The sequence below is a fragment of the Polynucleobacter meluiroseus genome (assembly GCF_900205755.1).
GTDB classification, from domain to species: Bacteria; Pseudomonadota; Gammaproteobacteria; order Burkholderiales; family Burkholderiaceae; genus Polynucleobacter; species Polynucleobacter meluiroseus.
In genome coordinates, this window is record NZ_OANS01000002.1 from 21,075 (window position 1) to 47,413 (window position 26,339).

A 26,339-nucleotide genomic window follows, 5' to 3' on the forward strand; every position below is an offset into this window, starting at 1 on the left:
ATGGAAACTTCTCGTGCTTGGCCTAAAGCAATAGGCGAATCTTTTTTTACTGATCTCATTCCGACTAAGCCCGCAGTGAAGCCGGAGTCTAGTACTTCACAGTCTATTAGCTTCTCTCCTGAGAAAATTAAAGAAATCTTAGATAAAGCCTATTTGGATGGCTATGACCGAGGTATGAAAAGTGGTCACGAAGCCGGCATGAATATGGCAAATGAAAAATTGGCAGTTGAACAAGCCGATTTGAAAAATCTCATGAACGGATTTTCTAATACTGCCAAGGAAAAAAGTAAGGTCTTGTGTGAAGACGTATTAGCGCTATCTCTCGATATCGCCAAAGCAATGCTTAAAGAGCATCTTAAGATTAATCAAGAGGCAATCCTCCCTATTTTGCGACAGGCCACTAATAGCCTCATTGATAGCGAAGGGCCACTCCATCTGAGGTTAAATCCTGAAGATGTACAGATTGTGCAGAAATATCTCCAAGCAGAATTAAATCATTGGCAAATAGAGGAAGATATTTGCATTGAACGTGGCTCTTGCATCATCGAAACATCTGGTAATACTGTAGACGCCACGCATGAGAACCGCTGGCGTCTAATTTGTGATTCTTTGGGTCAAAATCATGATTGGCTGGCAGAAAAATCATGACTGTTGTCAACCAAACAGATTTGCTCGGCATTGGTCAATCCCACCTGAATCTAGATGGGCTTCTCAATAACTACTTACGTCATTGTTCTAGTGCAGTTTCCACTGTAGATAATGTTGAAGTTGCTGGACGCGTTACAAAAGTGACGGGTTTAGTAATCGAGGCTGGCGGAATATATTTACCCATTGGGAGTGTTTGTGTGATTCCAATGGGTGACGGACAGCAGGTTGAGGCTGAGGTGGTTGGCTTTGATCATGGGCGCCTTTTTTTGATGCCCCAAAGTAGTATTGAAGGAATTGCTCCATCTGCTAAAGTTATTTTGAAGTCAATGCCTATTCGCACTTCACAATTTCATAAGCCGTTTGATCACAATGATGATTCCCCACAGAATGAAAGTCGGGTTACCCGTTTACCTGTCGGAGATCATCTGCTGGGGCGTGTTCTCGATGCAGGAGGCGTGCCCTTAGATGATTTAGGCCCCCTGCAAGCAGATCATTTTGCTCCTTTGCAATCTGAACCAATCAATCCTTTAAAGCGCGCACCCATTGATACGATTTTGGATGTTGGTGTGAAGGCCATTAACAGTCTGCTCACAGTAGGGCGTGGTCAAAGGATGGGTCTATTTGCGGGCTCTGGTGTGGGTAAAAGTGTCCTGCTTGGAATGATGGCTCGCTATACCGATGCTGATGTCATCGTGGTCGGTTTGATTGGTGAGCGTGGTCGCGAGGTCAAGGAATTTATTGAACACATTTTGGGAGAGGTTGGTCTAGCGCGTTCAGTAGTGGTTGCAGCCCCTGCAGATGCATCGCCTTTGATGCGTTTACAAGGCGCTAATTATTCAGCTACGATTGCGGAACACTTCCGCAGTCAAGGTAAGCATGTCTTACTTATTATGGATTCGTTAACCCGTTTTGCTATGGCGCAACGTGAAATTGCTTTAGCTCTAGGTGAGCCACCCGCAACCAAGGGTTATCCGCCTTCAGTGTTTGCAAAACTACCCAAGTTGGTAGAGCGTGCAGGTAACAGTGATGTCGGCGGTGGATCGATTACTGCCTTTTATACTGTTTTAACCGAGGGCGATGATCAGCAAGATCCGATTGCTGATTCAGCACGAGCCATTTTGGATGGTCATATTGTGCTGGATAGAACTCTAGCGGAAGCAGGCCACTATCCAGCGATTGATATTGAGCAGTCGATTAGCCGGGTGATGCATAGTATTGTGGATACTCAGCATCAGCAATCGGCTCGCAAGCTCAAACAGCTCAGCTCTAAATACAGTCGCAACCAAGATCTGATTAATGTAGGTGCTTATGTCCCTGGAGCAGATGCTGTTTTGGATGAGGCGATTCAGAAACGTATAAGTATTGAAAACTTCTTGCAACAAGATTTTGCGACACAGTGCAACACCCAAGAAAGTATCGAGCAGCTTAATCAGATTATTACGCAGCAAGGTTAATCATGGCGAATATCCTTAATGGTATGAATACCCTCTTAGAACTTGCTAAACGTAATCTAGATAATGCTGCCGAAAGATTGGCTAAAGCAAATCGGGATGCTGCACAGGCACGTGATCAAGAAAAGCATTTGCAAAACTATCGTGGTGAATATATTGATCAGCGAAATGCGTTATCGCTGGAGGGTGTTACTGCTACCGATTTGCAAAATTACATACTGTTTTTGAAGAATTTAGACCAAGCGATTGTTAGTCAGGGTAGTGCCATTCATCAATATGATGAAATCGTTAAGCATCACTTAGCCTATTGGCAAAAATGTCAGGCTAAAAAAAGATCATACGAAGTTATTATTGAAAGAAATCAATTACAAATGCAAAAGCTGGCAGCTAGACGCGAGCAAAAGCAAATGGATGAGTTCAGCAGTAATCAACGCCGCTTTTTATCTGCCAATAATTCTAGCGCTTAAAACACTGCTATGAATATCGATCTCAAAGCTCAAGCGCAATCTTTACTCAACACCAGTGTTGGGCAGGAGCCTGGAATGCAGTCTAACTCCAATGCTGCCAACGCTTCAGCTTTACCTATTTTTAGTCAATTACTTTCTTCTCAAGTAAAAGTATTTCAAGAGCTAGACGCTAAAAATACAGTGAACACCGCACAGCTACTATCGCCTAATATTGTCCAAGCCAGTAAATTACAGGCGAAAGATAATCCCCATCAAGAGGAGGTAAGGGCTGCGGTTGCAAGGCAGGCAGATGCCTTTGTGAATATCTCTAAATCAGGCGAAGTTAATTCATTTCAAGCACCAGCAACGCAAAGCACAAACATGAAGCAGGCTCATACAGAGTTTGCTTTTGCCAAACTGGCGGAAATGCAAGCGCAAGCCAAAAATATGCGCGTTATTTCAAAGGGCTCAGGGTTCACTTCTGATGCTGAGATTCTGCAAGCTCAGGCTAGACGCTTAGGCTCTTCTCAAGCTTTATCCAAGAACGCGACAATGGAGATGCCAGGCAAAGATCCGCTAGCGCCCAAGAAGAACGCAAATCTTGAAAGCGAAGCGATTACCGCTATCGGAATTTCTGCATCAGAAAATCATGGTCAAGGTGGTCAAGCTAGCAGTGGTGGCGAATCAGAGTTTGGTAATGCACCAATTCAGGCCAATACGATGCATGGCCAAGTCCATGCCCAGTTTGGTTCCTTACAGTGGAGTGAAGAGATCTCCCAGAGAATGATTTTGATGGTTGGTGCTAATATGCATTTAGCCGTTTTAAATCTCAATCCTGACAATCTTGGACTTCTAAAAATTGTGATTACCGTTAAAGATCAACAAGTCAATGCGACTTTTGTGTCGAACAATGCGGATGTGCGTCAAGCTTTGCAAGATGGTATGGAGCAATTGCGGGGCTCAATGAGCCAAGCTGATCTCATTTTGGAGCAGGCGAATGTCTGCACTGGTACTAGCTATGAAGAAAGTCAGGCTAGCGTTCTCGCTTCCCAAAATCAGTCTGGCTCAAGTCTTTCATCTGAGCATCACAGTGCGCTTAGCCAGCTGCTCAATGAGCAAGCGGCGAAGGGCGGGAAAGTTCAGGATCCAAGTCTGCCGATGCAGTACGATGGCATTGTTAGTGTATTCGTGTAATTCTTTATGGCCACTTATCAACTCATCTATGTCAGCTCTGCAACAGAGACTTTTACTCGAGAAAAGTTTCTGGATATGGCTTTTCTGATGAGTAGTGAAAATACCAAGGTCGGTATAACCGGCATGTTGGTATTTAAAGACGGTAATTTCATGGAGGTTCTGGAAGGGGAAGAATCTGCTATCAAAGCGCTGTTTAGCAAAATAGAGCAAGATTCCCGTCATACCCTAGTAAGCGTGATTCAGGAGGGTGAAATTAGTACCCGTGAGTATCCCAGCTGGGCAATGACCTTTTATAACCCTAAAACTGAGGAATACGAGCATGTTGGCTCGCCGATTCAGTGGCAGGATAAGCTGTGAAACCGGTTCAAAATCCAGAACTAAGGGCGAAAAATCCCTTTATTCTTCGAATTGAATCTCTGCACCCCCTATAAAATCGAACGATGACTGATTTAGGCTTACCTACCTCTTTTGGCAATTCTCTGAACCCCGGCTTTCTGGCTAAAGGGGTTTCTGCTGAATTCCATGGCCCTAAAGGGGGGCAAGCATCCGCTGTAGAGGGTTCTTCATCTAGCTTTGTTGATAGTTTAGGTAGTGTTTTGGGTAAAACACTATCTGGCGGTCTTGCGCTTGCATCTCTTGGTAGTTCAATTGCTTTGCCTGGTGCTTCCCTGGGCCTTTCTAAGCTGGGTGATGCCGCTGCAAGCACGCTTTTACATGGCTTACTCAGCAGCAGTAAACCCGGAGCTGACCAGAGTTCATTAGCTGGCATGACTGCCGCCGCAGGTCAAATGTTGCCACGACACCCTTATCAAGCTCAGCCAGCTGCCTTGCCAGGCGCCAGTTTTATTACTTCGGCATAAGCTTTTTCAGAATAATCCCTCCCTTGGGATTGGGATTTCCAAAGTAAACCCCTCCGAATCAAACCTAAAAGCACTATCTAAATGCCTTTATAAGGGGTGTTTCTACCTCTTTTCTGAGTATCTAGTGTCATGATTTCCCCCGATAATGAGGAATCATTTTCACAATGGAGCGGTAAATGGCAGAGAACGAACAGGCAGTGAAGCCTAAATCCAAAAAGATGTTATTCATCATCCTAGGCGTTGTGCTCGCATTGGCTATTGGTGGTGGAGCAGCCTACTATTTCTTGGTCATGAAGGCCGACTCTCATGCAGCCGACTCCAAACCAAAGACTCCAGATCTCCAAATTTTTGTTCCCTTGGAAGCATTTACCGTGAATTTGCGACCAGAGAGCACTGAGCCTCAACAGTATTTGCAAACGACTTTAAATCTTCAAGTTCCTTCTGAAGAGATGAGCGCCAATTTAAAGGCTCATATGCCAGAGTTGAGAAGTCGTATTTTATTTATTCTCACCAATAAAAAAGCCTCTGAAATCACCTCAGTCGAAGGTAAAAATACCTTGATCACTGAAATTACTGAGGAACTTCAAAAACCTTTTAGCGGTAGTCAGTCAGAACAAAAAATTACTGGCGTCTATTTAACTTCTTTCATTATTCAGTAAGCACGAGCCCATCATGGCAGATGAAAATCTCACCGCAGGTGAACTTGACGAGCTGTTAAAAGACGTTGAGTTAACTGAAGAGCAAAAAAATGTCCAAGTGCAGGAGCAAAGCCTGCAGGGCGTACAAGTTAAGGCATTTAATTTAGGCACCCAAGAGCGCCTGGTTCGTGGCCGTATGCCCACGATCGAAACAGTACATGAGCGTTTTATCCGTTTGCTACGAATTACGGCCTCCAATTTATTTGGCCAGCTTATTGAGGTAAAAACAAGCGCAACTACAACCTGTAAGTATGGCGAGTTGCTGGCTAAGCATAGCCAACCTAGTAATATTAATTTGATCAAACTGAAACCACTGCGCGGTACAGGTTTATTGATTATGGATCCCAATTTGGTGTTGTACACCGTTGATAACCTTTTTGGTGGTGGCGCACGTTTTCCAGTCTCCATCGAAGGTCGTGAATTTACGGCTACTGAGATGCGGATTGTAGGTACGTTATTACAAACCTTCTTTGGTTCCTATAAAGAAGCATGGGCCCCAGCGTACCCTATAGAATGTGAACACGTTAGCTCAGAAATGAATTTGTCATTCGTCAACATTGCGATGGCTAGCGAGTTAATGTCAACCACCACTTTCACACTCGTCATTGGCGAAGCGAATTACGAGATTGAGCTGTGTGTCCCTTACATGATGCTCGAACCCATCATGGATATTCTGACATCTCAGACTCAGGGCATGGTGTCTGAGCATGATCATATCTGGGAACTGAGCTTGCTAGAGCAGGTACAAGCAGTTGAGGTGGAGGTAGTTGCTAATTTGGGCAATAAAACCATGTTGATGGAAGAAATCATTGCCTTAAAGAATGGCGACGTTATCCCCTTATCTTATTTAGCAGAAATTCCTGTGACAGTAGATAACGTACCTGTATTGTCCTGTCGCTATGGGATATACAACAACCAATACTCTTTGCGAGTTGAAAAACTCTTAAAACCCGACGCATCTGAATATATTAAAGGAGCCAATGATGGCAAATGAAATTGAATCCGGCAATCAAGAGGGCGCCGAAGTATTTAATGAGCTGGAAGGGAATGATAAGTCCCAGCCACAGGAAAAGGATTTGGAATTTATTAAAGATATTCCGGTCCAGTTGTCTGTGGAAATCGGCCGCACAAAAATTCCAATTAAGACACTTCTGCAGTTAACCCAGGGTTCTATCGTTGAGTTAGATGCCGCATCAGGTGATTTGATGGATATTCTGGTTAATGGCACGATGATTGCTAAAGGCGAGGTGGTGGTGATTAATGAAAAGTTCGGTATTCGCCTGACTGAAATCATTACGCCAATTGAGCGCATTCGTAAATTAAATAAATAAATCAATAAACAATTAATTTAAATAAGCTCAATAAGCCAAAAAAGCACAAGATGACCATCCTGAAAATACGTTACTGGACAATTCTCTCAAGCCTCTTCTTTGCTGAAGTAGCAATGGCTCAGGTCACCCGCGTTCCAGAGTCGGATGGTGGTCCTTTTAGAGTAATCCTGGGTTTGCTATTGGTACTAGCCTTGATTGCGGGTTTGGCTTGGGCAATGAAAAAACTTAATCATGCCAAGATCGGTAATCAATCCGTCGCCAAAATTGTTGGCGGTGTGAGTGTGGGGCCACGTGAGCGTGTGGTAGTTGTTGAAATTGGTGGCAATTGGGTGGTTGTCGGTGTGGCCTCAGGTCAAGTCAATAGCTTGGCTAATTTCAAGGTATCGGATCTTGATTTTAGTGATGGTTACGAAGAGACGCCATTCTATGAAGATGAGCCTATGCCAAACCCTCAGCAGAGCAGTCGTGCGCAACGCCAACCAGAACCCCGTTTTCAATTCAGATCAGAGTTTGATGAAGAGCAATCACCTCCTTCGTCTCAATTACAAGAAGAGCCGCGCAATATGCAAAGCAGCTTTAAACCACAAACCAATGCTACTAAATTTCATAAAGAGAATGTGAAACGGTTTTTACGAAAAATCTTAAAAGTGGGTGATGGCAATGAGTGATTTAACAGAATTCAAACCCATCTCTCTTAATGCAAAGACAATTTTTTGGGCGCTATGCCTAGGTTTTGCCTTGGCTTGTATTTTTTACACAATTCCAAGTTATGCAGCGAATAATTCATCTCTAAATGTTTTATCTAGCTCCGCTGGGCCTGGTGGTAGCCAAAACTACAGCTTGAGTCTGCAGACTCTGATTCTGCTCACTTCCTTATCTTTTTTACCAACCGTTTTATTAATGATGACCAGTTTTACGCGCATCATTATTGTGCTTTCTCTTTTGCGTCAGGCTATTGGTGCACAGGCAACCCCACCTAACCAAATCTTATTGGGCTTAGCTTTATTTTTAACCTTTTTTGTGATGGGGCCAGTATTCGATCGAGTCTATAACGAGGCGTATCAACCGCTCAACGACAACAAGATCACCATGCAGCAGGCTCTAGAAAAAGGTTCCGTACCGATTCGAGACTTCATGCTTAAGCAAACCCGCGAAACTGATTTGGCTTTGTTCTTAAATATGTCTGGCAAGAAAGTCGCTTCACCGGAGGACATTCCGATGAGTGTTTTGGTGCCTAGCTTTATGACCAGCGAGCTAAAAACAGGCTTTCAGATTGGCTTTAGTATTTTTATACCCTTTTTGATTATTGATATGGTGGTTGCCAGTGTGTTGATGGCCATGGGCATGATGATGGTCTCACCAGCAATTATTTCATTACCGTTCAAGCTCATGCTGTTTGTATTGGTAGATGGTTGGCAGCTCTTGCTGGGCTCCTTAGCAGCCAGTTTTGCGCAGTAAACAATAGAAATATAGAAAAATAAGACTAGGATAAAAGTCATGACACCAGAATCAGTAATGAATATCGGACGCCTTGCAATGGAGACAACCCTCATGGTTGGTGCACCGTTGCTCTTAGTATCGCTAGTGGTGGGTTTGATCATTTCGGTATTTCAGGCAGCAACACAAATCAACGAAGCAACTTTGTCTTTTATTCCAAAACTGCTGGGTATATTGTTAACACTGCTGATAGCTGGGCCTTGGATGATCTCCGTACTAGTGACCTATATGCGCAGTATGTTCAGTAATTTCTCGCTCTTGATGGGCTAAAACAGTTCACACTCACCCATGCTAACGCTCAATAGCGAACTCATCCAAGCTTGGGTTGTTACTATCTTAATACCGCTTACGCGTATTTTAGGTTTTGTAGCCGTCGCCCCCTTTTTTGGTAATCAAGCGATCTCACTGCAGATTAAAGTAGCGATGGGTATTTTGCTTGCGATGGTGATTGCACCAGCAGCACCAGCAATGCCGAATATTGATTTACTCTCCTTGAGCGGTGCGTTGATTGTTGCCGAGCAATTGATTGTGGGTCTGGCAATTGGTTTTATGGCGCAGCTTATCTTTAGTGCGATTGAGTTTGCGGGTCAGGTGAGTGGTATGACCATGGGCTTTGGATTTGCTACCAATTACGACCCTCAGTCAGGCGGTACAACGGTAGTGATCAGCCAACTGATGGGTATCTTGGCGCTCTTAGTATTCCTAAGTATGAATGGTCACTTGATCATGATTTCTGCATTACTACAGAGCTTCTATGACTTTCCTGTCACTACGCAAGCCCATATGATAGATGGCATGATGATTGCTCTGTGGGGCGCTAAACTGTTTAGCATCGCTTTGCAACTCTCACTACCCATTGTGGCGACTTTACTCATTACCAACCTTGCCTTAGGTATTTTGACTAGATCCTCACCCCAGCTTAATATTTTTGGTATTGGCTTTCCGCTCACTCTGCTAGTAGGATTTTTGGTGATTATGTTGATGCTGCCTACCTTAGCCGCTCCTTATCAAATCGTGATTGAGCAGGGGATTGAGGCTAGTAAAAATATGTTGAAGTTGAGGTAAGAATTGGCTTAGTTATTTTTAGGCAAATTAAAGGTGGTTGCAATATTACAAATCCCGGACGCTTATAGGGATTAAGGTTTAAAAGATATTTTACTTTATACCTATATAGGTATTATATGGACATGTCGAATTACTTAAGATCGTTGTATTGTTTTCAAAAGAAATCGACTAGCGGTATTGCTACTCTAAAACCGGATATGGATTTAATTCATGAGCGTCTAAAAGTTGCTCAAGAACATGCTAAAAGGAAATAGAGTATGACCAAAGTTGAAAACAGCAGCGGCAATGTCTATGCTGACCTGGGTGATAGCCAGGTAGAAGAAATGTTGGTTAAAGCTCGCCTAGCTTATAAGATTGGGGAAATTATCAAGCAGCGCCGTCTGACTCAAGTTGAGGCTGCTGAGCTTTTGGGGCTGACCCAACCGAAACTCTCCGGCTTACTTCGCGGTCAATTTAGAGGTATTAGCGAAACCAAAATGCTCGAATGTCTTAATCGTTTAGGTAGAGATGTGCAAATTGTGATCCGCAGAGGATCACGTTCGCAAGTTGATGGCCACACTAGCGTGGTATTTGCCTGAGCTCATCTTGGGCCTTAGTAGTTCAGGTTAGCGATCTAAAAGAAAAAAGAAAATAACAATGCCATTAACGAAGTTATTTCAAGATACAGTAACAGCTCGGGTTGAGCGTGATCCTGCTTTTAGAGAGGCTCTATTCCAAGAGACAATGTCTGCCTTTATTGAAGGTGATACCGTTCTTGGAAAAAGCTTACTTGGAGATCTAGTGAATTCGATTAATAAGTTAAATGGTCGTTTTAGGTGCCATCTCAGTACGCCCCATGCTCAAAAGTAGTGCTAACTAGATCAAATAATGTTATATTTAATGTGCTAATTATATCTTTATGGTATATAAAATGAACATAAATTATAATAAATCATCTAAAACCCTAGGTTCTCGTATGGCAGGATTAATTACGCACCTATATGAAAAAGGACTCATGACGTTTAGGGTAGCTGACGCCGTTAAATATACGGGACTATCGCCAGTTGCGGTAAGTAACTTATTGCACAAAGCGCAGCAACGCGGGCTCGTTACGCGACTAAAGCCCGGTCTATTCAACTTGGTGCCTTTTGAGTTGGGGGATGTGTCGGAGCATATCGATAGTCCTTATATTATCGCGAGAGAGATTGTAGGGATGGCGCCTTATTTTTTATCGTATGGAACTGCATTCGAGTTGCATCGGATGGTCACACAGCCAATATTCACTACATATGTTTCATCAACTAAGCGTTTACGTCCTCAGACTGTTGGAGGATATGACTTCAAGTTTGTAAATATAAGGGATGAACAGGTCTTTGGGATAGAGAAATACTGGGTAGATAAAGAGCGCTTTGTATTCATCAGTGATTTAGAAAGAACGCTGATTGATGGCTTAAAGCACCCAGAGTATGTTGGAGGAATTACTGAGGTGGCTAGGGGTTTATGGATGCAAAAAGAGGCGATTAATGTTAGAACTCTCATTGCATATGCTCAAGAGCTCGGCGTAGGTGCGGTAATCCGGCGCCTCGGATATCTATTGGAGGGATATGGGTTGGCAGATGAAAATATGTTGCAAGAATTACAAAAGCACTTAAGTGCAACCTATCAGCTCCTAGATCCACAATTGCCTCCTGAAGGACCCTTTCTTTCTAGGTGGAAATTACAACTTAATGTGAGTCAAGAAGAGCTTGAAACTGTGAGGTTTGGATAATGATTCCGCAAAGAAATATTTCCCTGATCTCCAATCAATTATTAAGAGAGGGGGGTAAACGTGTTCCCGAGTCCGTGATTGAGCGTGACTATGTATTGGCTTGGTTTTTGACTGGACTTGCCAATCACCCTTTGGGTAAGGTATTGATCTTTAAGGGTGGAACAGCGCTTCGACGTTGCTGGATTGACCACTATCGCTTTTCAGAAGACCTGGATTTCACTTTAACGAAACCTATTGAGTTTTCAGAAATATTAGTTGGCTTAAATGAGATATTTCATAACGTATATAGAGAGTGTGGATTAAAGATAGAGTTCGATAGAGAAGATCGGGCAAGCCACCAAAATAGCTATACTTTTTACCTCAAATATCAAGGGCCGTTGCCAGCATCAAATGATGTCAAGGTAGACATCACGATTAATGAGGTGTTTTGTTTCACCACAGAAAGTAAGCCTATTTTCCAAACCTATGATGCATTCGAAGATCCCACGAGGATCAATGCTAAATGTATATGCCATTGAAGAAATTGTGATTGAAAAGGTCGCGGCACTAAGTGATCGGGCTAGAAATGAACCTAGAGATCTTTATGACCTTTGGCATTTATTTGGAGAGTATTCAATTGTGCTTCAAGAGTTGCGCCCCGAACTAGAGCGCAAGTTGGCGCATCGTAATAGATTTGTAAATGGCCTTGAGCAAGCAATTGCTGTTAAAAGCGAGCGACTAAAGCGTAACTGGACAGGTCGCCTAGCGCATCAGATGAGTGCTCTTCCAGAATTTGATGGTGTTTTCAGGGACGTTATGAAGGAAATTAGAGCGGCTGATTTACCGGAATGATTACACCCTCTCTAAAACAGCCGGATTAGCAATCGCCCAATATAGAATATGAATACATCCTTCCAAAAAGCCTTCATACTTCACCAACAAGGTGAAGTAGAGCAAGCAAAATTGCTTTACGAAGATATTCTTCAAAATGACCCCAATCATTTTGACGCCCTACATATGTTGGGAGTGGCCATTACCGATTTAGATCCTTCAAGAGCAGTGCAACTGCTTTCTCAGGCGCTCGAAATCGATTCAACAATGCCTGAGTGCTTTAATAATGCCGCCAATGCACTGATGAAGTTAGGACAGCATGCCTTAGCCTTAGAGTGCTGCCGCCATTCCATTGCGCTTGAAGGAGGTAATTGGACAACCTATGCTAACGCGGCTGAGGCATTGCGTAATTTGCAGCGCCAAGAGGATGCTCTGGCGTCGATTAATGCAGCCATCAGTATTGCGCCAACCATGGCTAAACTCTATTCAAACCGCGGTAATCTATTTAAAGAGTTAGGGCAGCACGAACAGGCTTTACTAGAGTTTCAGACAGCCATTGAGCTTGACCCAGAGGACGCTACCTTTTATGTCAATCGAGGTCTAACTTATCAAGCTTTGAACCTGATTTACCCAGCCATTGAGAGTCAAGAAAAAGCCATCGCTTTAGATCCTCATTTGGGGCCTGCGCGCGATAATCTGGCAAAGCTCCATTTACTGAATGGCCATTTTCAATCAGGTTGGGGTATGTATCACTGGCGTTGGGAGGGTCGTGGTCTCAAGACCCAAGCGCTTAAAACTAGCAATCCAAAATGGCAAAAGGATAGCCCAGCTAAAAGAGTATTGGTATGGGCAGAGCAGGGCGCTAGCGAGCACATTCTCTTTGGCGGCTTGCTATTAGAGATGCAAAGATTAGCGCCTAATTTACTGGTGCAAGTTGATGAACGCCTCATTCCGTTATTTGAGCGCTCCATGCCAGAAATCACCTTCTATGCTGCAACAGAAACAGTAGATGAATCACTCTACGATGCCCATCTGGCATTAGGAGATCTACCCGGCCTATTCAGAAATGATTTAGATGACTTTCTGAATGTCAAACTTCAGTACCTCAAGCCAAAATTTGAGCAAAGAGCTGCTATTAGAGAGGCGCTAGCGAGGTCAGATGAGTTACTCATCGGTATTGCTTGGAGGGATGAAGATAATCCGCACGACAAATCAAAAAATATTGAACTGAACCGGTTGGCATCAGCCTTAAATATGCCGGGAATCAAATTTGTTCACTTGCAACAGGGCATTATTGATCGAGAGCTTGCGGATCTTCAGTCCAAGTTGATGGTTCAGATCTATGGATATAAGCAGGTTAACGAATCAGTGGAGTTTGATGACTTAGCATCGCTAGTCAGTGCATGTGATTTAGTGATTTCTACTGACAACATCGTTGCGGACTTAGCGGGCTCTATTAATGTTCCCTGCTGGGTCTTATTACCTAAAGCGCCACAATGGCGCTGGTTATCTGGGGTGACTTTAAGCCCATGGTATCCCAGCTTAAGGCTTTACCGACAAGAGCAGCAGGGCGTTTGGGATGCGCCACTAGATAAAATCCGCCATGATCTGGTACCGCTATTAAAGCAGTCTACTCAATACAACTGAGCAAGATAATTAATGCATAGCACAAAGCAATACACCTAAGCTACTGCTTAGGTGTATTGAATATCAATCGAATGGAGAATTACAGAATTAAGCAGTGTGCTTCATTGGCTCTGCAGCCTCAGCTGGTGCTGCTATGGTTCCAGCCGTTCCCTTGTTGTAAGGGCCTAAGATAACTTCCATTGATGCAATGACCAGGGGAAGATACTCAAAATTCTGTGACTGAATGGCGCCATTGAGAATCTGAATATTGGTGCTATAGATCGTCTTGAGCATCGTGCGGTGTTGAGAATGTAATTTCTCATTGAGATTCTCTTGTACCCACTGCAAGCCTTCAGCGATTTCTAATAGTCTTTTGTGATTGGTTACTGGATCGAATTCACCTGCCATGATGCGTTTAATGATGCTGATGACAGATTCAAACCAGCGTTTTTCAAAGCTAGCACCAGTCAGATTGTTATCTACTGACACATAAGCATTAATGGCGTTTTTGCTATTAAACATGATGGTCTCTCGTTATCCGTTATTTCGTGTTCTTTATTAGAATCATTCTATCTGAAAACCCTCTGATTTATATGAACTCATCATGAAATGATCATTAGTACAAATCAAGGGGTATCAGGGCTCAAATTAACGGAATATTGACAAAATTGCAGCCGCTGCGGTATTCATCTGACTTACCAAATAGTAGTCAACGCTTTGCTGAGTATTCAATTGTTGTAGATTAGCCTGCAAAGCAGTCGGATCAATATTGGCAATTGCATCGATTGTCTTTTGCATACCATTCTTGATATTGGTTGCATTTTTCAATTGCGCTTGAATACCAGCTGTTGCTGCAGCAAGAGATGCTTGTGCAGTAGAAACGGTATCAATTTGACCGGTAATCACTTGTGTTGCTTTATTGGCATTAGCAATGGCAGCATTTTGGGTATTCCAGGCAATCGTCGGTGGGGTAGTTGAGGTATTGCCAGGCTTGTTATCAATTGCTAAAACGTTATTGCCTAAGTCAATCGCAGTGAAGTAATTGGTGAATTCAGAAACCTTACCAGTTAAAGAGCCACCACCAACATCGGTATTGGCAAAGGTGCCATATAGATTGCCTGTATCGCCGCTATTAATCACATTCTTGAAAGCGTCTAAAACTTGCTGAGGCGTTGTAGTTTGTGATGCAGTAAAAGTGAGCCCATTAATGGTGACGCTGTCACCAGGAAATAAGTTGGCAGTACCAGCCAATAAATTAGTGTTGGTGAATGTTAAGGTATTTCTGGTGGTGGTATTACTGTTTTGAGACAGCAAGGCAATTCCGCCAGGAGCGCTGCCTGTTGTTAGTGGATCTATTGTTGTTAGGCTAAATGTGTTGCTTGAAGTAACAGTTGCGCTGACACCGTAGGCGGAGCCACCGGTAATCTTCGTACCAGTATTAGCGTTCATACCAATTTTTGTAATAGTTGAAGGCACTGCTACAGCGCTCTGGCCCGAAAGGGTATATGAAGCAAGACCGGTGGATGTGGTGCCAGTAGTCAAAAGATTGGTTAACTGACCACCAGCCGAACTATAGCTCCAGGCAATTGATGTTGTGGAGCCCCCAGCGCTAACTGCTGTGCCAAGGCCGCCTACTTTGGAGCCACTCCAAGTACCATATTGACTCAGCGATGCGGAGTTACCAATTTTGGCCAAAAATGCCGTTGAAAGTTGAGCTGCAGTCGCTCCACCACTTCCTGCGAGAAATGTTAAGCCGCCTGCGGAGAAGCTATCGCCGCTCGCTAAATCACGGAATGTAATCGTTTGAACTTGTGTAACTGCAGTTGTTGTAGTGGTAAATGTTCCAATGCTTGGATCAGGTTGAACGCCATTATTAATGTAATTAGCAAATGCCTTGCTAACTGCCGATGGTGATATACCAGCAGCAGTAGTGCCTGGTCCTGGACCTGCAGTAAAGGTTAAATTACCAATTGTTAGAGAGTTGCCCTGAGCCATACTAGTAGTTGGAAGGGTAATCGTTTGAGTTTGGCTGCTAGCCGGATTTGTGAATGTGGCAGTTGATGCAGAAGTTGCACCAGTTGCTGTCAGGGTAAGCGCGCTGCCAGAGACTGACGTAGTAGTAGCTGGGGAGGTTCCAGTGAAATTTCCATAGGTTGTTGCTGTACCAGAACTAATGTAAGCTGAAAAAGCAGTAGCTAACTGGGCGGCAGTCATATCGCTTGTAACTGCAAGGGTAATAGTTACTGGAGAAGGTGTATTAATCGTAATTGAATAAGAATCACCCGCTTTTAGACCTGATGCTGGAAAGGTTACGATTGGTGCTGTTACGGTGGAGTTATTTACAGCTCCAGCTACTGTTCCAATGGCTGATCCAACAATCGTGCTCACAGGAGTAGTTAAATTCGTGGCTGCAAAGGTCTGGTCGGTAATTTGCATGCCAGTAATTAATAGCTGCTTTAGAGCCGTAACCAAATTGCCCACATTGGTCGCATTGATTAGAGTTTGAGAAGCTGGGGTACCATCAATACCAGTAGTCACTTGTAGACCAAAATCCGTATTGAGTAGATTGGCGCCATTCACGCTAGCACTAGTAACCAACTGTTGTATTTGATTCGTTAAGTTCTGAAAGGTCAGATTTAAGCTATCTCGATCAGTAGAGGCAAATCCCGCGCTTGAGGCTTGGGTGGCCAAGCCCTTGAGCTGACTCATAATCGTCGAGATTGACGTTAAGGCTGACTGAGCTACATCAACTGCGCTACCGGCATCAGTCAAGTTTTTAGTAACTGATCCATAGCCTGCAACTTGAGCGGTCATGCGACTCACAACCCCAGTCTCGGCGGCATTCAATGTTGCCTTACCAGAGGCAAGTTGTTGTTGTGTTTCAACAATGCCCTTTTGAACCTCATTAACAGACTGTGTCAGTGTTGAAGCTAGCGAAGTAATAGTATTGCTCATGATATTTTTTCCTTAAATATCCAATCTTTTTATGTAAAATACAGGTACAAATTCTTGAAAATCCTGGCCCTATACACGACAAAAATCAATAATTAGGGAAACTATATAAGGGAATCATCCCTTTGAATCCATTAAAAAAGCCGGGAATTACCCGGCTTTTCTAAGCTTAAACAGCTAAAACACTAGTTAAATCAACGGAATATCGACAAAATCGCTGCTGCTTCTGTATTCATTTGGCTAACCAAATAATAATCGATCGATTGTTGATTGTTCAATTGCTGTAACTTCGCTTGCATTGCAGTAGCATCAATGTTTTGGATTGAGTTTACTGTGTTAGTCAAGCCTGTTTTCAGGGCATTATTAGCGGAAGCCTGAGCAGTTAAGCCAGTAGCTGAGGCTGCCAAAGTAGACTGACCTGTGGATACTGTCTGCAATTGAGTCGTTAAAGATGCTACTGCTGCTGCTGCATTTGTCGCTCCAGCATCAATGATGACTGGTGCAGGTTGAACGCCAGTCAAGCTAGCTGCTTTTGTTAGTGTTAATACTGCGCCAGCCTGAGTTGCAGTTGCATATAAGGCTTGCATTGATGCTCTCGTGATACCGCTAAACGTTCCTTTGACTGAGGTTCCTGATGTAATGTAGCTTGCGTAGTCCGTAGCGATTTGAGTTCCTGTCGCACCTGCGTTACCAGCTGTAAAAACAAGTCCATCAATGGAAACTGTCTGGCCTGCACTAAGGGTAGCACTGCTAAAAGTAACGGCATCGATCTGATTTACTGCTGCTGTTGCCGCAACAGCAGCAACAGCAGTTACGTGACTACCAGTAGCGGATGACACAGTGTATGACTGAGTACCTGCAACTGCATCAGTTAGAGTCAAAACGCCAGCAGCAAAAGTTGCGCCTGAATACAGTGCTTGCATTGTTGCTACTGAGGCACCTGAAAACGTTCCGTATGTGGATGTGGTACTGGCGCCTGTGATGTAGTTAGCAAAAGCGGTCGCCAGTGCGGTTACGCTCGGGGCCGATGCTCCTACAGTAAATGTTAATCCCGATACAGTAACAGTATCACCAGTAGTTGGAGTTGCAGCAAAGGTGACAGTATCTGTTTGCTTAACGTTTGCAGTTGTGACGTCTGTTGGAGTCGCGTAAGTGCTATTCACCAATAGGTTGCCAACTGTAGTTGCTAAAGTTGCAATATCTACACCAGAAACGCTTGTGTTATCTGAATAAGCACCGCCAATTCCAGTTGTAACTGTAATACCCGTTGCACTATTTAAAAGATTATTACTATTGACGGAAGAGCTGGTGCCCAATGTCTTAACCTGATTAGCTAAGTTAGAAAAAGTTGCCTGAATACTATTTCTATCATTTGTAGAAAGACTTGCACTAGATGCTTGATTTGCCAAAGCTTGCATTTGGGTCAAGATCTGAGAAATAGAGGTTAGGGATGATTGTGCTACTGCTATGACGCTTTGTGCAGAACCAATGTTAGTTAGAGTTTGATCGTAGCCTGAAGCTTGAGCTGATAAACGAGTAACTACACCAGCTTGACCTGGATTAAGTGTCTTGACACCAGCAGCTAATTGGTTTTGTGTATCAACAATTTGAGATTGAACTGTTGCAACAGAATTTGATAGGGTCTGTGCTAAACCTGATAATGGCATTGGCATGATTCTTTTCCTTTAGTTAAATTTATGCATCCACAATGGATTGCAATAAACGGTCTGGTTACGCGAAATGCATAACAACAAACCAACTTACGAAAAAGCATCAGTGCGCAGTGCGTAGACCACATCAACAGAGCTTGGCGCTGACTATGACATCAGCTATTTGAAAACTTCCGAAGAAGTCTTCGTTCTATATATTCTTTAACGGAGGAGCTTGGTAAAACTTAAGTATCTTTTGAATTAAATCTTGATTTTTACCAATCAAGAAGTGCAGCAAATTACCAAGAAGTATGGCGAGCTTTGTGCTGATTATCCGGCGTTTGCCTTAGCGTTAGCAACAATCAATGCCTTATAGGCATTTGGGTCTAACTGGCTAATTAATTGATAGTCAACGTTTTGTTGGCTTTGCAATTGGGCTAGCTGCGCCTTAAGCTTTGCTGGATCAATATTCTGAATCGCGTTAATTGAATTATTGGCAGTGGTAGTAAGGCCAGTCAGTTTATTGGCCTGTGCAGTCAGCCTAGATGATGTCATCTTGAGCAAGGATTGACCATTATTGATCTGGGCTAGCGCGCTATTGAGAGCATTCACTGCTGCTTGGGCATTTTCTGGTGTATCGAGTTTGATGCCACTCATAAGACCAGTAGTCATCATGCCGTAGATATTGACACTATTAATAAAAGAGCGTGATGCAGCTGTTTTATCGGTACCGATGATGACATTCATGCCAGCAGTACCGGAGAGCAGGTTGGTGCCATTTAAACTGGCACTAGTGGCTAGCTTACCAATTTCTGTGACTAATTGTTGAAAACGAAAGTTGTAGTTAGTACTATCAGAAGAGCCTAAAGTAGGGTTACTGGCCTGAGATGCCAGTTGTTGCAACTGAGGCATCAGTTTTAAGATAGAAGTAATCCCTGTTTGCGCTACACCAATCGTCTTCTGGGCATTCGCAATACTGTCTTGCGGGGTTGCATAACTTTTTGCTGCCGTCGAAAGTTTGGCGACTTCGTCTTGCTGTGCAGTTGTAAGAGTAGCTTTGCCATTCTTTAACTGCGTATTAATCGTATTTATTTTTGTCTGAAAATCTTTTACATAGTTTGTAAAAGTATTGACTAAATTGGTTTTGGCAATACTCATGATGATGTCTGATCTTGCCTAGGTTTTTGTTGTATTGCTTTAAGTTGTATTGCTTTAGTTAGGTGGGTTACGAAAAATTCGTAACACGTCTAATTATTTTTTTTGAGCAATGCAACAGCATCATGAATCATGCCATCAGCAACTTTGCCAGTATCAACTGTAAACTGACCGCTTTCAATTTCACTGCGGATCATATCTACTTTTTTAGAATCAAACACTGGGCTATTAGCAATAGTCGCTTGTAATGCTTGCAACTGACTAGAGAGTGTAGTGATGTCAGCAGCAGGTGGCTTGACTGAATTAGCGCTAGGTCCAATCGTTGAAGTGGGATTGCTCTCACTCGCAGCGGGTTTTTCCACTACGGTGTTGAGCGCGGTCTTCAAAGAATCATTAATTTTCATGGGAACACTTTAGCCTAATTTAGGTGCTGCTAGTTTCTCAGTTTTCTATCAAACTATCAAAACACGATAAAACTTGCTTCTCTTCTGATGCTTTTCCTACACCTTCTCTAACGGCTTTATCTAGCCTAACTTTAGCTAAATCCGGCTTTCCTTGGCGCGTAAGAGGAATATAAATTATCTGTTTAGACTACTTACTCTGGCCGCCTACCTCAACTATGCCATTTTCTTTGGCAATTCCGGTGACAACACTGCCATTACTGACTTTAACTTTGACTATCTCACCTTCTGAAGCTTCATTTAAGGCCTGGCCGTCGGTACTGATCGAGAATCCCTTGCCGCCACTAGCAACCCTCACAGATTGCCCTTTTTGCACAATCAGGGGCATTTTGAGCATTTCTTTTTTGAGGACGGTGCCTGCTACCAAGGACATTCGGGCGGTTTGACCGATCACTCGGTTAAATTCCGTAAAAATGCCGGTTGGCAGGATGGTTAGATCGCCTTTTTGAAGCTGTAATTCATTGGCGGAGATAGTTTGACCTTGGCCAATCGGGGCTCCAGCGACAACATAGTTGGCAATGATGCTGACATTCGCTTGGACATACACGGTCCAAGGTTTAGGTTGACCACAACGCACGCCCACAGTCGTTCTGCCCCAAGCAGCGCTATTTGGAGGAAAAAAGGCTTCTGGAGAAGGGCAATAGGTCAATTGCGTGCCTTCTTCCATTGGGGTGACGGTAATTTCCGCCTTGCCTGGGGAACCAGCACTTTGGGTCGTCAAAAAGTCTTTCACCTTTTGATTAATGATGCGTAGGTTTTGAAAAGTAGGGGGATTACCTGCGTTGACAGCTGTATTAGATGCCGGAGCCTGCGCCCAGCTGATTTTGGGGTAGAGCACCAAAAAAGAGATCAACACACTAGCAATGATGCCAATGATCAGGGTCTCAAAACCTTGCAAAAAAGACCCGAAAAGGGGCTTTTGGGCTGTTTTCTTGAACTCTAAGGGGGTTTCGTATGAGGAATGCATGTTTAATTCCAGTCCAAAAGGATGGCGAAACCATGATTTTAGGATTTTGGGGGCCAGTCAATGCCTCAATTAGCCGAACTATTACCCCTTTTATTGGCAAATCAAGGAAGGGGCGGGCAAATTACATTAGTGAAAATGCCATTAATAGGTATTTGCAATGCTACATAACCTATTACGGCTGACTTGAGGATTTCTTTAGGGAAATTGGAGAAATAAATGGATAAATTAGACGCGCTCTTTGATTTTAATGCAACCGCCCTACGGGTGAGAGCTCAACGCCAAGAAATTTTAGCGGCCAATATCGCCAATACAGATACCCCGAACTATAAAGCACGGGATATCGACTTTGCTGCATCCCTCAAAAAAGCCCTCGAGGCCAATGTGGCTAGTGCAGCAAATAATGCTGCGGTGAGTTCCAACGGCAATATGTCGCTTACTACTACTCATGGCCAACATATTCCGGGCGGCAATGGCCTCAGTGAAGCTGACTTGCTGTATCGCCCCCTCATTCAGGGAAGTGTAGACGGCAACTCGGTTGATGGTGAGGTGGAGAGAACGGCGTTCGTGGATAACGCCATTCATTACGAAGCCAATATCACGATGCTCAATGCTCAGATTAAAGATATGACCACAGCACTGAACTCTGGCAATTAATTTAGATAGAACGGAATAACTATGTCCTCCTTACAAAACGTTTTTAATATCTCTAGTTCAGCGATGAGCGCACAGTCTCAGCGCTTAAATACCGTTGCCAGTAACTTAGCCAACGTGGATAGCGCGACAAGTTCTAGTGGTCAGCCTTACAAGGCCAAGCAAGTTATCTTCGAAGCAACACCGGTTGGCACATCAGGTCATCAGGGCGTTAAGGTCAATAAGGTGATTGAAGATCAAACACCCGCTCGCATGGTGTATGACCCAGCTAACCCATTAGCCGATAAAGATGGCATGGTAGCAATGCCTAACGTGAATGCTACCCAAGAGATGGTGAATATGATCTCTACATCACGCTCGTATCAAAACAACGTTGAAACGATGAACGCTGCAAAAACGATGTTGCAAAGAACTTTAACCATTGGCCAAAACTAATTAGGACCAGACCATGACTACTATCCAAAATAATCCCAGCGTGACTACATTGCCAAGTGCGACTAATAATTCGAGTGCCGCTGGTAGTGCAAGTGCAGCGATTAGTGCCTCTGCTAGCTCTGCCTCACAAATACAGGATCAGTTTATGACCTTGTTAGTTGCGCAAATGAAATATCAAGATCCAACCAATCCGATGAACAGCGCCGAGATGACAAGTCAGATGGCGCAGATTTCAACAGTCGATGGCGTGAATAAACTCAATGGCTCCATGAATTCACTATTAACACAAATGCAAACCAATGAAGCTTATCAAGCTTCCAGTATGGTTGGTAAGAGTGTCATGGTTCCTGGCAATACTTTGAACTTGACTAAGGGTCAAGCAAACTTTGGTGTGCAATTGAGCGCACCCGCAAGTTCACTCAAAGTCAATGTGTTAAATGCTGCTGGTCAAACTGTCAATGTGTTGACTTATGGTGCTGAGCCTGCTGGCACAGTGCCACTTTCATGGAATGGTAAAGATGCTGCTGGCAATCAATTGCCTGATGGTAAATACACTTTCCAGTTAGCAGCTAACGTTGCTGGACAAAATGTGAACCCAACTGGTTTAACAGTGGCAAGCGTTACTGGCATTCTGAATCCTACAGCAAATACTAGTACGCAGATCATGTTGGATAACAACACGACTACCAATATTTCTAACGTGGCACAGATTCGTTAATTTGCACGCTAAATATCCACTAATAATACTGATCATCACAAAAGGATTTACATGTCACTCGTCGAAGGATTAAGCGGTTTAAATGCGGCCTCAGAACATTTGAGCGTGTTAGGTAATAACATTGCCAACAGTGCAACTGTGGGTTTTAAGACTTCGAGTGTTGACTTTACCAACGTACTCGCAAGCCATCTGAATGCTGCTAATTCTGGATCACCAGTACAAACGGGTGGTGGCGTGCTGGCATCCAATGTGATGCAGTCTTTTACACAGGGTCCGATTAATACAACTACAGCACCACTTAATGCAGCCATTGTTGGCCAGGGAATGTTTGTATTGAAAGATCCTGTTTTGGGTCAGACAGTTTATACGCGCAATGGACAATTTACCGAGAGTGATACTGGATTTTTAGTAAATGGCTCTGGGTTTAAGGTTTTAGATATCACTGGTACGGCAATTCAATTGCCATTAGCACCGAATGATATTCGCCCTGGCTCAGCCAATACCAATCAGGTAGATGCGATTGGCTTTAATTCACCACTATCTCCTTATGGCACGGTTACTTTTGGTGGCTTAAGCTACACCAATACCGATGGCAAAACATTGACTGCTGCGCAAGTTGCATCCTTGTTTAGCGGCTTACAAGCGGGTGATACACCTGATACGATTGCAGCTCGCTTTAGCAATTCTGCTACGAATAATTACCCACTATTTACGCCTGCCAATAACACGGTGAGCTTTAATAATCTCGCCGCCAATGAGAGCATTACTGTCGCAGGGATGACATTTACCGCTGGTGCATCAGGCGCAACAGCAGCGAATGTGGCAGCAGCCTTTGCCGGTCTAGCGGATGGCACTGTTAAAAATAGTGTGAGCGTGACTGATGGCGTCATTAATGGCACTTTAACTGGCGTTAATACTACCGGCGCACAAGTCAGTAATGGCGCTCTTGCTTTTACCAATAGTAATAACACTACCAATATACAATTACCAGTAAGTGCTTCGAATGGAAATACTCCCAGTGTTGCTAATGCAGCACCAGTGCGTACTGGCCTATTCGCTGGTGTATTAAGTAATTACAACACGCTCGCTGCAGTGCCGGCTAATATTCCGACAACCTATTTAGGTCAGAATATTACACCCGCTCAGCAAGCAAATACCAGTTGGGTGCAGGCAACTTATACCGGATTTGGGTCGCAGCCAACAATTAATGTAACTGCATCTGGGTTCCTGACAGGATCTAATCCGCTAGTCGAGACTAAGACTCCTGGAACAGTTGTAGCCCATTTAAATACCATGGCTATTGATGAAACTGGCACCATTATTGGTACTTACAGCGATGGCCTCACTAGCAAAATTGCGCAAATTGGTGTGGCCACTATTCCTAGTTACACCGGTTTAAAAGCGGTAGGTAACGATACTTGGGTACAAAGCTCAAAATCAGGTACACCTGCGCTAGGTACGGTGCAATTGGCTGGTAGCAAGATGCAAGGTTCTGCACTTGAGGGGTCCAATGAGAATCAAACACAAGACATGGTGGCTTTACTAGCAGCACAGCAGGCCTATCAAGCCAGTGCTCAAGTGGTCAAAATTGAAAATCAAATCTATCAAACCCTGATTGGTATGAACGGTTAAGACGGATAGATGATGAGAGCTGAAAGCTAAGGAGAATCTATGGATCGTATTATTTATACCGCAATGACTGGAGCCCAACACATCTTGGACCAGCAGGCGACGAACTCCAATAATTTGGCGAACGTATCGACTACCGGATTTAAAGCGCAGATTGATTCCTTCTTATCTGTGCCGATTAAGGGTGGTAGCTTAGATACGCGCTCTTTTGTAGTCAACGCATCTGGCGGTACAGACTTTAGCCCAGGCGCTATTAAACAAACAGGTCGCACCTTGGATGTGGCGATTGAAGGTAAGGGCTGGTTTAGTGTGCAACGCCCTGATGGATCAGAAGGTTTGACCCGCAATGGCTCATTCAAGATTAGTGAGAATGGTATTTTGCAAACTGCTGGTGGACGCAATGTGCTAGGTGGTGGTGGCCCAATTACCATCCCCCCAAACGTGAATATCTCCATTGGTGCTGATGGCACGATTTCCAGCGTGGATCCTGCAGTGAGTGGAAGTCCTTCTACTCCGATTGACGTCATAAAGCTTTCTAATCCTGATGAAAAAAGTTTAGTGCGTGGAGACGATGGCCTATTTAAATCTTCTACTGGCGCTGGCTTTACAGCAGACCCCGCTGTGAAGGTGGTCAATGGCGCCTTAGAAGATAGCAACGTGAGCGTGATTCATAGTATGGTCAATATGATTTCTTTGGCCCGTAGCTTCGATATTCAAATGCAGCTCATGAAGAATGCTGAGAATAGCGACCAACATGCCGCTCAGCTCTTCAATTTAAGTTAAGACTTTATGTGTCAAGATGCACCTAAATTAAAGGAAATAAGATGATACGCTCGCTCTGGATTTCAAAAACTGGCCTAGAAGCACAACAAACCCAAATGGATGTGATCTCCAATAACTTGGCGAACGTGAGTACATCTGGCTTTAAAAAATCACGTGCGGTGTTTGAGGATTTGCTCTATCAAACCCTACGTCAGCCTGGCGCCCAATCATCGCAGCAGACCCAATTGCCTTCTGGTATGCAAATCGGTACCGGTGTAAAGCCCGTAGCTACTGAGCGCATCTTTACTCAAGGTAACTTGCAGCAAACTAGCAACAACACTGATATCGCCATTAACGGTAGCGGTTTCTATCAGGTCTTGATGCCAGATGGCACAACCCATTATACCCGTGATGGCAGCTTCCAGATTAATAGCACTGGTCAGCTGGTCACTTCAAGTGGTTATACGATTCAGCCGCCGATTACAATTCCGGCTAATGCTCAGACTGTGACTGTTGCCGCTGACGGTGTGGTTTCTGTCACTTTGCCAAATACTGTTGCGCAAACGCAAATTGGCCAAATTCAGTTGGCAACCTTTATTAATCCAGCAGGTTTGAGTGCAAAAGGTGAGAACCTCTATGCAGAAACTGCAGCCTCTGGTACACCAAACCCATCGAACCCTGGCGCCAATGGCACCGGTGTTTTGGTACAAGGTTTTGTGGAAACTTCTAACGTGAACGTCGTTGAAGAAATGGTCAATATGATCCAAACGCAACGCGCTTATGAAATCAATAGTAAGGCGATTACAACATCAGATCAGATGTTGCAACGTTTAGCTCAATTGGGTGGTTAATACAAATGCATTTACCGTTTAATTTTCGCTGGAGCGCTTTGTCATGCTCCTCCTCTATCAAGATGATCAGTGTCATCTCGGCGCTATCAATCTTGGGAGCTTGTGCAGTAACGCCCTCGACAATTACGCAAAATCCGGGCCCAGGAACTACCCGTTCTTACGCTGGACAAGCTGCTCCTGGAACTATTTATAGCACTGGGAGCTATCGACCCATTTTTGAAGGTAATCGTGCCCGTGCCGTAGGCGACACTGTCACAATTGTGGTGGCCGAGAGTACTCAGAGTAAAACGACTTTAGATAATTTGTCATCTAAGACTGCATCATCTACTGCTACTGCAAAAGACCAGTTTGGTAATACGGTCAGTCCAACTTGGAGCTGGGCTAATGGTCTTTCAAATGAGAACAAGGGCGGGGGGCAGCAAGACAATACTTTTACAGGCAGCATTGCAGCAACTGTGCTCGAAGTATCACCTAATGGGTACTTAACAGTAGCAGGCGAGAAGCAAATCGGCTTTGATGAAGGTGCACAGTTTATTCGTTTCTCAGGAACGGTTAATCCAAAAATGATTACTGTTAATAATACTGTTGATTCCAATACCGTTGCAGATGCGCGCATTGAGTATCGTACCAATAACACCATTGATAGTTCTTATATGGCGAGTTCCGTAACCCGTTTTTTCAAAACCATGTTGCCTTTCTAATTGCTTATGTTATTGCTAAACAGAACCCATCGTTT

General features: G+C 43.9%; 31 protein-coding genes and 1 pseudogene. 26 read left to right on the forward strand and 6 right to left on the reverse strand.

Annotation, left to right across the window (positions count from 1 at the left end; all coding sequences use genetic code 11):
• From CP950_RS03300 to CP950_RS03390, 19 genes and pseudogenes are all read left to right on the forward strand, one after another.
• On the forward strand, positions 1–648 hold the full coding sequence (locus CP950_RS03300; RefSeq protein ID WP_096672461.1) for a FliH/SctL family protein: 648 nt from the start codon (positions 1–3) through the stop codon (positions 646–648).
• Positions 645–2,102 (forward strand): flagellar protein export ATPase FliI, encoded by a 1,458-nt coding sequence (fliI, locus tag CP950_RS03305; protein ID WP_096672462.1) that lies wholly within the window; start codon positions 645–647, stop codon positions 2,100–2,102. The genes CP950_RS03300 and fliI overlap by 4 nt, the downstream gene beginning before the upstream one ends.
• 2 nt (positions 2,103–2,104) lie before the next feature.
• Positions 2,105–2,566 carry a flagellar export protein FliJ gene (gene fliJ / locus CP950_RS03310; RefSeq protein WP_096672463.1) on the forward strand — a complete coding sequence of 154 codons (462 nt, stop codon included), beginning with the start codon at positions 2,105–2,107 and terminating at the stop codon, positions 2,564–2,566.
• A 9-nt stretch (positions 2,567–2,575) separates the two neighbouring features.
• Positions 2,576–3,739: a flagellar hook-length control protein FliK gene (locus tag CP950_RS03315; protein ID WP_096672464.1), complete on the forward strand. Its 1,164-nt coding sequence runs from the start codon at positions 2,576–2,578 to the stop codon at positions 3,737–3,739.
• A 6-nt stretch (positions 3,740–3,745) separates the two neighbouring features.
• A complete protein-coding gene (locus CP950_RS03320) occupies positions 3,746–4,096 on the forward strand; it encodes a BLUF domain-containing protein (protein WP_096672465.1) in 351 nt (116 codons plus the stop codon).
• A gap of 83 nt (positions 4,097–4,179) precedes the next feature.
• Positions 4,180–4,599 carry a hypothetical protein gene (locus tag CP950_RS03325; RefSeq protein WP_096672466.1) on the forward strand — a complete coding sequence of 140 codons (420 nt, stop codon included), beginning with the start codon at positions 4,180–4,182 and terminating at the stop codon, positions 4,597–4,599.
• A 176-nt stretch (positions 4,600–4,775) separates the two neighbouring features.
• Positions 4,776–5,258, forward strand: a complete 483-nt coding sequence (gene fliL / locus CP950_RS03330) for a flagellar basal body-associated protein FliL (protein ID WP_096672467.1) — start codon at positions 4,776–4,778, stop codon at positions 5,256–5,258.
• A gap of 13 nt (positions 5,259–5,271) precedes the next feature.
• The gene (fliM, locus tag CP950_RS03335; RefSeq protein ID WP_096672468.1) at positions 5,272–6,291 is read left to right on the forward strand and encodes a flagellar motor switch protein FliM; all 1,020 of its coding nucleotides are present in this window, start codon (positions 5,272–5,274) and stop codon (positions 6,289–6,291) included.
• An 88-nt stretch (positions 6,292–6,379) separates the two neighbouring features.
• Positions 6,380–6,628: pseudogene (gene fliN / locus CP950_RS03340) on the forward strand (flagellar motor switch protein FliN); the annotation flags it as partial.
• A 50-nt stretch (positions 6,629–6,678) separates the two neighbouring features.
• Positions 6,679–7,296 carry a flagellar biosynthetic protein FliO gene (fliO, locus tag CP950_RS03345; RefSeq protein WP_096672470.1) on the forward strand — a complete coding sequence of 206 codons (618 nt, stop codon included), beginning with the start codon at positions 6,679–6,681 and terminating at the stop codon, positions 7,294–7,296.
• Positions 7,289–8,086, forward strand: coding sequence for a flagellar type III secretion system pore protein FliP (gene fliP / locus CP950_RS03350; protein WP_096672471.1), 798 nt, complete (start codon positions 7,289–7,291; stop codon positions 8,084–8,086). Before fliO ends, fliP begins: the two co-directional genes overlap by 8 nt.
• Positions 8,087–8,125: 39 nt before the next feature.
• Positions 8,126–8,395 (forward strand): flagellar biosynthesis protein FliQ, encoded by a 270-nt coding sequence (gene fliQ / locus CP950_RS03355; RefSeq protein ID WP_096672472.1) that lies wholly within the window; start codon positions 8,126–8,128, stop codon positions 8,393–8,395.
• Between the two features lie 18 nt (positions 8,396–8,413).
• Positions 8,414–9,190, forward strand: coding sequence for a flagellar biosynthetic protein FliR (fliR, locus tag CP950_RS03360; protein WP_096672473.1), 777 nt, complete (start codon positions 8,414–8,416; stop codon positions 9,188–9,190).
• 257 nt (positions 9,191–9,447) lie between these two features.
• Complete coding sequence (locus tag CP950_RS03370) at positions 9,448–9,768, forward strand: helix-turn-helix domain-containing protein (protein ID WP_096672474.1); 321 nt, start codon at positions 9,448–9,450, stop codon at positions 9,766–9,768.
• Between the two features lie 58 nt (positions 9,769–9,826).
• On the forward strand, positions 9,827–10,039 hold the full coding sequence (locus CP950_RS03375) for a hypothetical protein (protein WP_096672475.1): 213 nt from the start codon (positions 9,827–9,829) through the stop codon (positions 10,037–10,039).
• Between the two features lie 61 nt (positions 10,040–10,100).
• A complete protein-coding gene (locus tag CP950_RS03380) occupies positions 10,101–10,937 on the forward strand; it encodes a type IV toxin-antitoxin system AbiEi family antitoxin domain-containing protein (RefSeq protein WP_096672476.1) in 837 nt (278 codons plus the stop codon).
• Positions 10,937–11,455, forward strand: coding sequence for a nucleotidyl transferase AbiEii/AbiGii toxin family protein (locus CP950_RS10110; protein WP_207760198.1), 519 nt, complete (start codon positions 10,937–10,939; stop codon positions 11,453–11,455). The genes CP950_RS03380 and CP950_RS10110 overlap by 1 nt, the downstream gene beginning before the upstream one ends.
• Entirely contained in the window at positions 11,433–11,768 is a 336-nt protein-coding gene (locus tag CP950_RS10115; protein ID WP_207760199.1) for a nucleotidyl transferase AbiEii/AbiGii toxin family protein, read from the forward strand. Before CP950_RS10110 ends, CP950_RS10115 begins: the two co-directional genes overlap by 23 nt.
• 48 nt (positions 11,769–11,816) lie before the next feature.
• Positions 11,817–13,394 carry a tetratricopeptide repeat protein gene (locus CP950_RS03390; RefSeq protein ID WP_096672477.1) on the forward strand — a complete coding sequence of 526 codons (1,578 nt, stop codon included), beginning with the start codon at positions 11,817–11,819 and terminating at the stop codon, positions 13,392–13,394.
• An 87-nt stretch (positions 13,395–13,481) separates the two neighbouring features.
• Here the strand turns inward: CP950_RS03390 and CP950_RS03395 are convergent, their stop codons facing one another.
• The 6 genes from CP950_RS03395 to flgA form a co-directional block, all read right to left on the reverse strand.
• Positions 13,482–13,895, reverse strand: a complete 414-nt coding sequence (locus CP950_RS03395) for a hypothetical protein (RefSeq protein WP_096672478.1) — start codon at positions 13,893–13,895, stop codon at positions 13,482–13,484.
• A gap of 126 nt (positions 13,896–14,021) precedes the next feature.
• Positions 14,022–16,328 carry a flagellin gene (locus CP950_RS03400; RefSeq protein WP_096672479.1) on the reverse strand — a complete coding sequence of 769 codons (2,307 nt, stop codon included), beginning with the start codon at positions 16,326–16,328 and terminating at the stop codon, positions 14,022–14,024.
• Positions 16,329–16,519: 191 nt separating this feature from the next.
• Entirely contained in the window at positions 16,520–17,998 is a 1,479-nt protein-coding gene (locus CP950_RS03405) for a flagellin N-terminal helical domain-containing protein (protein ID WP_096672480.1), read from the reverse strand.
• Between the two features lie 306 nt (positions 17,999–18,304).
• Positions 18,305–19,132, reverse strand: a complete 828-nt coding sequence (locus CP950_RS03410) for a flagellin N-terminal helical domain-containing protein (protein WP_096672481.1) — start codon at positions 19,130–19,132, stop codon at positions 18,305–18,307.
• An 89-nt stretch (positions 19,133–19,221) separates the two neighbouring features.
• Entirely contained in the window at positions 19,222–19,533 is a 312-nt protein-coding gene (gene flgM, locus CP950_RS03415) for a flagellar biosynthesis anti-sigma factor FlgM (protein WP_096672482.1), read from the reverse strand.
• Between the two features lie 187 nt (positions 19,534–19,720).
• Positions 19,721–20,557 (reverse strand): flagellar basal body P-ring formation chaperone FlgA, encoded by an 837-nt coding sequence (gene flgA / locus CP950_RS03420; RefSeq protein WP_096672483.1) that lies wholly within the window; start codon positions 20,555–20,557, stop codon positions 19,721–19,723.
• A 216-nt stretch (positions 20,558–20,773) separates the two neighbouring features.
• Between flgA and flgB the strand changes: the two genes are divergently transcribed.
• Genes flgB through CP950_RS03455 form a run of 7 tightly spaced genes read left to right on the forward strand, consistent with a single transcriptional unit; the run spans position 20,774 to position 26,304 of the window.
• Positions 20,774–21,211: a flagellar basal body rod protein FlgB gene (flgB, locus tag CP950_RS03425; protein WP_096672484.1), complete on the forward strand. Its 438-nt coding sequence runs from the start codon at positions 20,774–20,776 to the stop codon at positions 21,209–21,211.
• Between the two features lie 21 nt (positions 21,212–21,232).
• Positions 21,233–21,643: a flagellar basal body rod protein FlgC gene (gene flgC, locus CP950_RS03430; protein ID WP_096672485.1), complete on the forward strand. Its 411-nt coding sequence runs from the start codon at positions 21,233–21,235 to the stop codon at positions 21,641–21,643.
• A 13-nt stretch (positions 21,644–21,656) separates the two neighbouring features.
• Entirely contained in the window at positions 21,657–22,361 is a 705-nt protein-coding gene (locus tag CP950_RS03435; RefSeq protein ID WP_096672486.1) for a flagellar hook assembly protein FlgD, read from the forward strand.
• 51 nt (positions 22,362–22,412) lie between these two features.
• The gene (locus CP950_RS03440) at positions 22,413–23,993 is read left to right on the forward strand and encodes a flagellar hook-basal body complex protein (protein ID WP_096672487.1); all 1,581 of its coding nucleotides are present in this window, start codon (positions 22,413–22,415) and stop codon (positions 23,991–23,993) included.
• 39 nt (positions 23,994–24,032) lie between these two features.
• A complete protein-coding gene (flgF, locus tag CP950_RS03445) occupies positions 24,033–24,773 on the forward strand; it encodes a flagellar basal-body rod protein FlgF (RefSeq protein WP_096672488.1) in 741 nt (246 codons plus the stop codon).
• Between the two features lie 41 nt (positions 24,774–24,814).
• Positions 24,815–25,603 (forward strand): flagellar basal-body rod protein FlgG, encoded by a 789-nt coding sequence (gene flgG / locus CP950_RS03450; RefSeq protein ID WP_096672489.1) that lies wholly within the window; start codon positions 24,815–24,817, stop codon positions 25,601–25,603.
• Positions 25,604–25,608: 5 nt separating this feature from the next.
• On the forward strand, positions 25,609–26,304 hold the full coding sequence (locus CP950_RS03455) for a flagellar basal body L-ring protein FlgH (protein ID WP_096672490.1): 696 nt from the start codon (positions 25,609–25,611) through the stop codon (positions 26,302–26,304).
• The last annotated feature ends 35 nt before the right edge of the window (positions 26,305–26,339 follow it).